Consider the following 10,640-nt stretch of genomic DNA (forward strand, 5'->3'; position numbering starts at 1 on the left):
CTCGTTGATCTTCGCAATATGCGACTTCGGTGAACTCCTTATGGGTGTCCAATCCGACAAAAATTATGGTATTGTTTTTCATGGTGCTGGCCTCCGCTTATATGGTATGACACATATATTATGGCTCTGGCTTTGCTAACCCACGATAGGAGGTCAGCACTCTTTTGGGACGTGGGGAGTCATTATGTCTATACGTAAAAGGTAATCTGAATTTTGCTGAACAAGGAAGTAAATAATAGATTGGCGGCCGTAATCATTATTGTGTCTGGTATCGCAGTATTCGCATACGCAGCTTTTCAAATTGATTGGGCTAATATTGAGCCATCTTTCAAAAGCATTTTCTTCCCAGTATTGTTCTTTTTTATAGTTGTTTTATTTGCTTTTAAAGTTGCTAGTAACAAAGATATTGATGTCACTAGTAAAGAGACAGATTCGAAAATAAGCGAAGCCATCGATAGTTTTAATCACAAAACAAGGCATATTCAAAACTTGGTAATAGGTTCAATCGTATTATGCTTATTAGCAATCTGAATCGACCAGCCTTCTTTAGACGCTTAATTGCTTTATAATTATGTGTATTAAGGAGAAAGTATGTCTCAGCGATTTACCGAAGAATTTAAGATCCAAGCAGTTAAGCAAGTTACCGAACATGGCCATTCAGTTTCTAGCGTTTCTGTACGGCTTGGTATAACTGCCAGTTCGCTCTACAACTGGATGAAAGTGCATGGTCCAGATAGTGATGAACACAAAAAACAACTCGACCACGAAAACAAAATTAAGCAGCTAGAAAAAGAGCTTAAGCGTGTCACGATGGAACGCGACATCCTAAAGGAAGCAACCGTATTTTTCGCGGGCGAGTCAAAGAAAAATACGCGTTCGTAAAAAAAAGGCTCAACAATTACCCTGCCAAATTGATGTGTGAGACGCTTTCTATTCAGCGGAGTGGCTTTTATGCTTGGCTGAATCAGCCCAAGTCAAAGCGCCAGATTGAAGATGAACGACTGACAGGGCTTATCAAGCATTCTTGGTTGGAAAGTGGTTGTGTTTACGGCTACCGGAAAGTAACGAGCGATCTGCGTGACTTAGGTGAAACCTGCTGCAAACATCGCGTTGCACGATTGATGAAGCAGGAAGGAATCAGGGCTCAAGTAGGTTACAGAAGGCATAGAGGCCACTATGGCGGCAAACCCGCAATCGTCGCAAGCAACGTATTAGATCGCCAGTTTTCTGTAGCCATGCCAAACCAAACTTGGGTGACTGATATTACTTATATCAGAACTCACGAAGGTTGGCTCTATCTTGCTGTGGTACTGGACTTATATTCTCGTGCCGTAGTTGGTTGGTCTATGAGCTCAAGAATGGAATCCGAGCTTGTTACTCAAGCTCTTCTTGCAGCAGTGTGGCGAAGAAAGCCGCGGAACCAGGTGTTAATACACTCTGATCAAGGCAGTCAGTTTACGGGTTACGAATGGAATGACTTTCTAAGCGCTCACAACCTTAAAGCGAGTATGAGTCGGCGAGGAAATTGCCATGATAACGCAGTAGCGGAGAGCTTCTTTCAGCTTCTCAAGCGTGAGAGAGTAAAGAGGAAAATCTACTCAACAAGAGAGCACGCACGAGCAGATATTTTTGATTACATTGAAATGTTTTATAACTCTAGACGTAAGCATGGGGAAGCTAATAATATGCCTCCACTGGCTTATGAAAAGTTAGAAGAATTCAAACAGAAAAGTGTTTAGTTAAAGCTGGTCGATTCAATCCTTGTGTTGATGACACAAGGATATCGAATAAAGAATGATCAGCCAACTTAGCAAAGTGTTATGTCGGCTTTCGGGTCTTTTGTAATATAAGAAAAGCCAGGCAAATAGGCATGGAAAGCGATGCTCGCGTTATGTCGGTTTTCCTCTTTTAGGTAATGTAAGATATCGAGAAAAATTTTCTTGGATCCTATGAACGGTTTACCCGCAAGGCCAATGTTCTAGTTTTCCAAAAGAGTAGGGCGCAGACACAAAATATTAATGGCCCCGGTTCACATATTGCGAACAAGAGCCATATGCCTTACACTGTTCACATATTGCGAACTAATGGAAGTTTTATGCATGTTATTGCCAGAGGTATATTCGTTGAAGCTATCAAGAAATACCCAAACGATGCCAATGCGATAGAAGATTTTTATCGACTACTTAAGAGTGGGAAGTTTAAAGATCATCACGTACTAAAAAAGGCAGTGCCGTCGCTAGATAACTTTAAGTACAAAGATAAATGGTGGGTAGTTGATTTAGGCGGTAATAACCTAAGACTTATCGCATTCATTGAGTTCCGCCATCAACGTGTTTACGTAAAATACATTGTCGACCATAAATAGTATGATCGGCTCACAAACCGTTATAGAAGAAAGGAGCTGAAATGAACATACAACACATTACACAGCTTGCGCATGAATTACAGAGTGAGATGCCATTTATCGCTGGTATACATTCACAGGAAGATCATCAAGAGGCACTTTTGCTTATGGATGAACTTATTGAGGACTATGATGCAAACTTGCTTCTTATTGATGTCTTGTGGGCAAAAATTCATGCGTATGAAGAAGAAGCCCCTGAGTTTCATGATTTTAACACTAGTATCGAGTCTAAAGATGCAGGCGCATCCATGTTGCGATTGCTGATGGATCAGCATAACTTAACTATGTCAGATTTTAAAAATGAGATTGGCCCGAAAAGTTCAGTATCTATGATATGTAGCGAGAAGAGGTCACTTACTAAAGAGCATATTGAAAAACTTTCAAGACGTTTCGAAATCAGTCCGTCGTTATTTTTCTGACCAGGCTGTACAGTTAATCTTTAAAGTGTCCAATAAGATCTATTATTGGACATAGTGTATGAGTTAATCTAGTCTTTACTCATAAAGCGTTAAGTCCTATGGCAACTCCAAGATCAATCCCTTTATTCCCAGCATACAACGAGCTTAAAGACTTTGACTGGCGTGATTACCCACAGCTAGATCAGTTTTTCAACGACAACCCTAAGTGGTGCCGTGAACACTGGGATTGGGCGCGAGAGTATTTGATTTTCCTTGGCAGAAACAAATCTGAGCATACTTACATTAGATTCCGTTCTGACATAGAAAAATTTTTGCTGTGGAGTTTTTTGGTGGCAGAAAAGCCTGCTGTCGATTTTAGAAAGAATGACTTACTTGATTATTCAGAGTTCTTCTTTAAGCCACCGCAAACTTGGATAGGTCTAGCCAATGTGGATAAATTTGTACCGTCTGCTGGTCTGTACGAATTTAATAAAAGCTGGAGGCCTTTTAGATATATAGCCGAAGGTAGTGATGCTGATAAAAAGAAATACAGGCCTTCACAGCAATCTATACTTGCCATGTTTTCTGCTATAAGCGGTTTCTACACACACTTAATGGAGAGCGAAATAGCATTAGGAAATCCGGCAGGTCTTGCAAAAAAAGACTGTAAGCGATTAGTTAAGGATGCACAGGTAAAAGAAACAAAGCGGCTAGACCAGGCACAATGGGATTTACTACTAATTACGGCTGAAAAAATGGCTGACGAAGACTCACTCTTTGAGCGGAATATTTTTTTATTGGCTGCAATGAAAACAATGTTTTTGAGAATTTCTGAATTAGCTGAGCGTGACGACTGGATACCTGTTATGAGCCACTTTTGGCAAGACGATAAGAAAAACTGGTGGCTCAAGATATACGGTAAAGGAAAGAAAATTCGCGACATTTCTGTCCCAGATAGCTTCCTGCCTTATTTAGAACGTTATCGGCTATGGCGTGGCTTGCCTGCATTGCCTGGTAGACAGGACAAGCAACCAATTGTGGAGAAAATTCGTGGGGCTGGAGGTATGAGTGGTAGACAACTAGCGCGTCTTGTCCATCAGGTGCTCGATAAAACCTACGAGACTATGAGGTCTCGATCAGGAGAGAAAGCAGCGCAAATTTTCAAAGATGTTTCACCTCACTGGCTGCGTCATACAGGCGCAAGCATGGAGATTGAACGAGGCCGCGCCCTTAAGGATGTTTCGGAAGACCTGGGGCATTCAAGTATGGCTACCACTGACACGGTCTATGTTCAAACAAGCGCCAAAAAACGCGCTGAGAGCGGAAAATCTCGAGAAGTTTGATTTTGGAACCAAAATTCTGAAGCCTAAAGCTTAATAAAACCAATCGGTTAGTCTGTATTTGCCGGTCATTTCACCCGAAAACAAGTTGCACGTTCAACTAAATTACTAAACTCCATGAATCAAGATTCAATCACTTAGATGAATACCTCCAACTAAAGTACTAAACTTTTATCGAAACTACCTTCAGTTTGATTTGTTTCACTTAAATTCAACTAAAATACTAATTTGGGCGACATTAATTCATCCTCGTTTTGTTAGTCGTTATAAAGTCAATTTAATTACTAAGAATCACAAGAGGGAAAGGATATTATCTTCGTTGACATAGCCAATCTTTATTATTCTTAAATGCCTACATCACCTTTTATTGGAAAACCAGTCCTTTAGATTTGGTTGACATTGTTTGTAAATGACTTTTATATATCGGGCAAGGGGTTGACTGAATTTTGTGAATCTTAAGTATTCATCCGTTGTGTTTAATAGACTATTTAGACAAAAGTCAGGGTAGGGAATTTCTTTTCCTTTCTTCAAAAAGCAGCGTTTCGTATAGTAATCGTCTGCGCCTGCAATGATGAGGAAGCAGAAATTTTCAAACTAGCACTTTGTCCCTAAGTAAGACGTTCAGAGGACATTTTTCAAATGAGGATAAAACAGCCGACTTCAGCTCTGACTGAATGCAGGCTTTGAGCACAAAGCTCTACCTTTTGTCTGCTCCGGAAATGTTACAAAGCACACCTCTAAAGCGAATTAGTGAGTAGTTTGTATCAGTTTGAGGTATTGGCACTTATGTCAAACCTGACTGAAAAGCACTAAATTTTAAGGAGTCCCGAAACTAGACATCTTCACTTCAAGACAAGGTTTTCAATTGACAGACCAATTCTTAATGAGTACAGTTCGCGCTTGATCTTAGGTCATGTTTAACGACATGAGTGAAAAACATCGTTCTTTGAACTGTTTTTCAATTTGGGAAGTCGGTGAGTTTAACTATGAACCCGACACTGCCCCCCGCAACGGTAAATTGGTTATATCGCTTCGTATACCACTGCAGGTGAATTAAAAGGTTTTGCTCCTTTTAAAACTTGTGGGAAGGTGAAGTGATTAGGTGCGTTTAGCGCCTAGCTGATGAGTCCGGATACCAACCTGATGATCTGTTATACAGGTGTTGCGGAGGGCTTCATCAGGTAATAATGTCTTCCGATCCTATTACTTTTTCCCTTCTCGACTCCGGCTGATACTTATTTCTAGGCGGAGCAAGTTATTGAAAATTCATAGTAAGTCATTACTCTTATTAACCAAATGGGTTGTTGCAATTAGCTTATGGCTAACGATTGCATCGACTGCGAATGCACATTTTCAAATGATCTATACCCCTGACCTATTAAGAAGCAAAGGCGGCATAGTGGAATTGAGAATGCCCTTTACCCACCCAGCAGCCAATGGTTATGTGATGGCTGTTGATAAGCCGCTTGCGTTCTATCACATCAAAAAAGGCAAGAAGAAAGATCTGAGCACAAAGCTGGTAGAAAGTAACTGGGCCAGTGCCGAGAATACGGGCATTTCTTACGAGTCTTCAGTTAAGCTGAAAGGCTTAGGCGATAATATCTTTGTCTTCGAAATGGCGCCATATTTGGAGAAAAGCGAAGATGTTTTTATCCAACAGTTCGCAAAAACCATTATCAATGTAGGCAGCCTGCCAAGCGATTGGGAAAGTGACTTAAACTTGCCAGCTGAAATCGTGCCCCTTACGAAACCCTACGCGATCTATGAGGGCGGAAGCTTCACTGGCATTGTGCGAAGTCACGGAAAGCCCGTACCTTTTGCGGAAATCGAAGTTGAATACATCAACTATTTACCTGAAATGTCAAAGAATGCGTTCTCTAGTGATCCCACGATTCAAGTTCCTGCAGAAGCATTTATTACGATGACAATTTATGCCGATGCTAGCGGAACATTCACGTTTGCGATACCGAAGGCGGGTCAATGGGGTTTTGCTGCGCTGGGCGTAGGGCCACAAAAGAAATTTAAAGGTAAAGAGCTGTCTCAAGACGCTGTCATTTGGGTGCAAGCCCATGAACTTAAGTAGAGGGTGCCAACGTGCATATAGTTGATGGTGCGCTTGCGGCGCCGGTTCTAGCAGCTGGTGTTGTACTTAGTGTAGTGGGGGTGGCGATCGGGTTAAAGAAGCTCGATTACGACCACTTACCTCAAGTCGGCGTACTATCGGCTGCGTTTTTCGTTGCCTCATATATCCATCTCCCACTTGGTTTTTCTAGTGTTCATCTTATTTTAAACGGCTTGATTGGCCTGGCACTTGGCTGGGCGGCTTTTCCCGCGTTGCTTGTTGCCTTGCTGTTGCAAGCTGTTTTCTTTGGCTTTGGCGGCTTCGTTGTCCTCGGTGTCAATACATTTAATATCGCACTACCGGCTGTGCTGATGTACTACGTATGTCATAGAGGGATCTCTGCTCCGAACACAAATTTAGCTGCGATATGGGGCGCGATTGGTGGCGCCGGTGCGATTCTACTAACTACATTGTTAGTTGCGGGCTCCCTGGCATTATCTGGAGAGGCGTTTGTGCTCGCGGCTCAAGCGACCGTATTGGCGCATATACCGATTATGATCCTAGAAGGTTTTGTTACCGGCGCGGCTGTCTTGCTGATTCGACAAGTTAAACCTGAGCTCCTGCGTATATCGGAGGATTGGGATGATACGTAATCTTTGTTTGCTCTTCCTTGTTTTCGTCAGTTCGCAGAGTGTCGCGCATAACGTACTGGGCGGCGTTTATACCATTGGTGTTGATGTTGAGGGCGAAATAGGTTTTTCCAATGGAGAGATGGCACCACTAGGCTCTAAGGTAATGGTTCGTGATCTCCAGGGTCAAGAAATTGTTTTGGTCGAAACGGATGAGGAGGGCTTCTTTACATTCGAAGCGACGAAGCGGATTGATCATCATATTTACGCGAACCTAGGGGCAGGCCACGTGTTTGAAACAGTTTTAAACGCTGAAGACTTATCGGATACCTTAGGCGAGATTATGGCAGTGGAATCTGCCGACGCTCTGGAAACAAACCTTCGAGGACAGATGTTGGTGGGTAATGACTTACAAGCATTGATCGAAAAGGCTGTCGCAAAACAAATTAAGCCCTTGCGCAAAGAGTTGAATGCCTACAAAGAGAAAGCATCATTTCGGGATGCTTTGGGTGGCATTGGTTACATCTTTGGCTTATGCGGTATCGGTATTTGGCTAACGCAGCGAAATCAATCTACAAAGAATAAGGCGAGTTAAGGTGCCACAGAATCTCGAACACAGCGGCACTTCGTGGAAAGGGCAGAGGCTGAAGCATGAAGATTCGGTGATCGACTCGTTCGATCCTCGAGTCCGAATTATTTGGGTGGCTGTTTTTTCCTGCATTGTTGTGTTGTCGAAAGAACTCAATGTTGTGCTCGTCGAATTGGGTATCGCGTGTGCTCTTGTTTTCTTGGCGAAGTTAAATCTCAAGCGCACGTTTAGACGCGTCCTGGCGATGGATATGTTCATGATATTTCTGATTGTTATGCTGCCATTTACGACGCCTGTCTCTGGGGAAGATGATGTGCTTTTCGAAATATCGGAGTTGACGGCGAGTAAGAATGGATTGGTCCACGCGGTATTGATTGCCGTTAAAGCGAATACCGTTGTTCTGTCTTTACTTGCTGTTGTGGGCACCATGAATGCGACAACGTTCGGGCATGCTTTAGCACGGTTACGTATACCCGATAAGCTCGTTCATTTGCTTCTGTTTACGGTACGTTATCTCGACGTGATTGGTCAGGAATACAAACGCATGAAACGTGCGATGCAGGCGCGGGCATTTGTACTGCGAATGGATACGCACACATGGCGCTCAATTGGCTATTTAGTGGGAATGCTTTTAATCCATGCACTTGAACGTTCAGAGCGAATCATGGAGGCAATGAAGTGTCGTGGTTACAACGGCCGCTTCTATTTGTTGGATGATGATAAGTTAGTCGCACGCGATTACTGCTTGATCATCGTTTGCGTTCCGTTCTTGATTTCTCTAATTCTTATCAACCTGCTTTGAGGCTTTTATGGAAGCGCTAATTGAAACACGAGGCTTAAGCTACCGCTACCCACGAAGAGGGGAAGTATTATCTCATGTCGATTTCTCTCTCTACTCGGGTGATCGGGTTGCGCTCACGGGGCCGAATGGAGCGGGCAAAACGACGTTTCTACATTTACTGGTAGGGCTAAAAAAAGCAAAGTCGGGTGATGTATTTGCTTTTGGCAAGTTTAGAAAGCAAGAGTCTGAATTTGTTGAAGTACGCGCGAAGGCGGGCTTTCTATTTCAAGACCCCGATGATCAACTATTTTGCCCCACTGTATTAGAGGACGTGGCATTTGGCCCGCTAAATCTAGGAAAAACCAGAGAGCGGGCCTTCGAAAAGGCCAAGCAAACACTTAGGTCGCTTGGCATGGCAGGATTTGAGAAGCGAGTTGCGCATCAGCTTTCGGGGGGCGAAAAACGCTTGGTCGCATTGGCATCGGTACTGGCCATGGAGCCAGAAGTGTTGTTGTTAGATGAACCGACAAACGCGCTCGACAACGAAGCTAGACAACGCTTGCTCGACGTCTTGATGTCCTTGCCGCAAGCAATGCTTGTTATCTCACATGATGAAGAGTTTGTTTCTAAAATCGCGACGCGACATATTCGTTTAGAGTCTGCGCGAATGATTGAAATAGAAGCTTGGTCGGAAACTGAGATTGCTTAATGGCTTTTACTTCCGCCCAAGAAAACTTGAGAGACTCTTTTATGAACTATGCGCATAATTCAGATAGATTAGACATGCCTTTTAGTGCAGTGGTCGGCCAAGACTCATTCAAGCTTGCGCTTATTCTCGTGGCTATCAATCCGTCCATCGGCGGTGTCGTTATCACTGGCCCAAGAGGGTCAGCAAAATCCACCCTTGCTAGGGCTTTGGCTAGTCTATTGCCTTACGACGATGCGCGCTTAGGCAGTGACTCACCATCCTTTGTTACTTTGCCTTTAGGGACGAGTGAAGAGATGTTGGTCGGTACACTGAACTTGGAAAAAGTGCTGAGTGACAAGTCCTTAGATTTCCAACCTGGCTTACTAAGTAAAGCCAACGGCGGCGTTCTATACGTCGATGAAGTTAATCTATTGCCTGACAATCTTGTAGATCTGCTTTTGGATGTCGCCGCAAGTGGTGTCAATTACATAGAGCGCGATGGCATCAGCCATCAACACAAGGCGGAGTTTCTATTAATCGGCACGATGAATCCTGATGAAGGAGAATTGCGCCCCCAGTTACACGACCGTTTCGGTTTGGCAGTCGATTTAGCTAACCGCTACTCGGTAGAAGAGCGTGTTGCCATCGTTAAAACGCGCGAAGCATTTGATGCCGATCCAGAAGCATTTACTCTTGCCTATGAAGAAAAGCAAGAAGCACTGATCGCTAAGGTAGTTTCAGCAAGAAAGCGTTTAGAGGGTGTGGCATGCTCTGACTCCATTCGAATTGAAATTGCACAACGTTGTGAAGATGCGTTGGTAGATGGACTAAGAGCAGATATCGTTTGGTATCGAACAGCTCGCGCGCACGCCGCTTGGCAAGGTCGAAAAGAGGTCATCTTGGATGATCTTGATGCGGTTTCAGAGCTGGTTTTGCACCACCGCCGTAGGCACGACGCGCCACCACCAGCTCAAGGTGATTCCGGAAGCGGTAATCCTAACTCCGGCAACGATTCTCCAGAAACCGGATTTAAGCGACCCGATGATTCACATAGACAACCAAACCAGAATGACGCAAAGGGCGATGCCGATACCGGCGAACAAAATAGTACCGACAGTGATTGGGGGAGTATGGACCCAAAATGCATGAACGGTATTGTATCACCGGAGAATGCCATCCCCACAAAATCAAACGCGCGTGCGATAAGCCAACCCTCTGCATTGTTAGACTCGATGTTTGCCAATCAAAAAGGGCGCTCTACCATAGGCCGGCAAACATCGAACAAAGACGGGCGACTTCCTGATTGGTTCGGCACACTGCTAAGTAGTTTTGGCGAGTGGCCGCCTAATAAGCTCAAGATGCGGAAACAAAAATTGGGTCAGTCAGTCTTACATGTTGTTTTGTTTGATACCTCGGGCTCTACTTTACAAGGTGACGTTTTTGCACGTGCAAAAGGTGTTGTTGCTGCGATCGCCAATGAGGCTTACTTAAACAGAGAGCAACTTGCGGTGTTTGGTTTTGGTAACAATCAAGTACTGTCGCTCATGGCGAAAGTGAGAGCGCCCAAACAGATCGAGAACTGGTTGCAGGGGCTCCGAGCGGGCGGTGGAACACCAATCATAGAAGGCGTTAATGAAGCGGCTCGGTATTGCGAAGCGATGAGTCAGAAATTTCCAGGGCTAAACATACGGACGTATATAGTGTCTGATGGTCGGAGCCGAGAAACGCTCAGCCAAATTAGGCTACCCG

Annotated in this window: 11 protein-coding genes and 1 riboswitch; all 11 genes read left to right on the plus strand. The window is 44.0% G+C overall.

Annotation, left to right across the window (positions count from 1 at the left end; all coding sequences use genetic code 11):
• The first annotated feature begins 213 nt into the window (after nt 1–213).
• On the plus strand, nt 214–531 hold the full coding sequence (locus tag A3756_RS01490) for a hypothetical protein (RefSeq protein WP_068510553.1): 318 nt from the start codon (nt 214–216) through the stop codon (nt 529–531).
• A 60-nt stretch (nt 532–591) separates the two neighbouring features.
• A protein-coding gene (locus tag A3756_RS01500; protein ID WP_231875452.1) for an IS3 family transposase occupies nt 592–1,739 on the plus strand; the annotation gives its coding sequence in 2 pieces (ribosomal slippage) (nt 592–826 and nt 826–1,739; 1,149 coding nt in all).
• A gap of 356 nt (nt 1,740–2,095) precedes the next feature.
• Entirely contained in the window at nt 2,096–2,365 is a 270-nt protein-coding gene (locus A3756_RS01505) for a type II toxin-antitoxin system HigB family toxin (protein WP_068552752.1), read from the plus strand.
• Nucleotides 2,366–2,406: 41 nt separating this feature from the next.
• Entirely contained in the window at nt 2,407–2,823 is a 417-nt protein-coding gene (locus A3756_RS01510; RefSeq protein ID WP_068510548.1) for a type II toxin-antitoxin system HigA family antitoxin, read from the plus strand.
• 98 nt (nt 2,824–2,921) lie between these two features.
• Complete coding sequence (locus tag A3756_RS01515; RefSeq protein WP_068510546.1) at nt 2,922–4,145, plus strand: tyrosine-type recombinase/integrase; 1,224 nt, start codon at nt 2,922–2,924, stop codon at nt 4,143–4,145.
• Between the two features lie 907 nt (nt 4,146–5,052).
• Nucleotides 5,053–5,301: riboswitch (cobalamin riboswitch) on the plus strand.
• A 99-nt stretch (nt 5,302–5,400) separates the two neighbouring features.
• Nucleotides 5,401–6,225 carry a DUF4198 domain-containing protein gene (locus tag A3756_RS01520; RefSeq protein WP_231872158.1) on the plus strand — a complete coding sequence of 275 codons (825 nt, stop codon included), beginning with the start codon at nt 5,401–5,403 and terminating at the stop codon, nt 6,223–6,225.
• 11 nt (nt 6,226–6,236) lie between these two features.
• Nucleotides 6,237–6,857, plus strand: a complete 621-nt coding sequence (gene cbiM / locus A3756_RS01525; protein ID WP_068510544.1) for a cobalt transporter CbiM — start codon at nt 6,237–6,239, stop codon at nt 6,855–6,857.
• Nucleotides 6,847–7,428, plus strand: a complete 582-nt coding sequence (locus A3756_RS01530) for a hypothetical protein (RefSeq protein WP_082865028.1) — start codon at nt 6,847–6,849, stop codon at nt 7,426–7,428. Before cbiM ends, A3756_RS01530 begins: the two co-directional genes overlap by 11 nt.
• A 1-nt stretch (nt 7,429) precedes the next feature.
• Nucleotides 7,430–8,224 carry a cobalt ECF transporter T component CbiQ gene (gene cbiQ, locus A3756_RS01535; RefSeq protein ID WP_068509169.1) on the plus strand — a complete coding sequence of 265 codons (795 nt, stop codon included), beginning with the start codon at nt 7,430–7,432 and terminating at the stop codon, nt 8,222–8,224.
• 7 nt (nt 8,225–8,231) lie between these two features.
• Entirely contained in the window at nt 8,232–8,912 is a 681-nt protein-coding gene (locus tag A3756_RS01540; protein ID WP_068509167.1) for an energy-coupling factor ABC transporter ATP-binding protein, read from the plus strand.
• The coding region (locus tag A3756_RS01545; RefSeq protein WP_068552753.1) for an AAA family ATPase at nt 8,912–10,640 on the plus strand (1,729 nt) is incomplete at its 3' end. The genes A3756_RS01540 and A3756_RS01545, both read left to right, overlap by 1 nt.

This window comes from Oleiphilus sp. HI0086 (assembly GCF_001635225.1).

Bases quoted from the DNA above. Each gene is read 5' to 3' on its own strand.
- A3756_RS01530 (WP_082865028.1), top strand. From the start codon at position 6,847: ATGATACGTAATCTTTGTTTGCTCTTCCTTGTTTTCGTCAGTTCGCAG.
- A3756_RS01540 (WP_068509167.1), top strand. From the start codon at position 8,232: ATGGAAGCGCTAATTGAAACACGAGGCTTAAGCTACCGCTACCCACGA.
- A3756_RS01505 (WP_068552752.1), top strand. From the start codon at position 2,096: ATGCATGTTATTGCCAGAGGTATATTCGTTGAAGCTATCAAGAAATAC.
- A3756_RS01515 (WP_068510546.1), top strand. From the start codon at position 2,922: ATGGCAACTCCAAGATCAATCCCTTTATTCCCAGCATACAACGAGCTT.
- A3756_RS01510 (WP_068510548.1), top strand. From the start codon at position 2,407: ATGAACATACAACACATTACACAGCTTGCGCATGAATTACAGAGTGAG.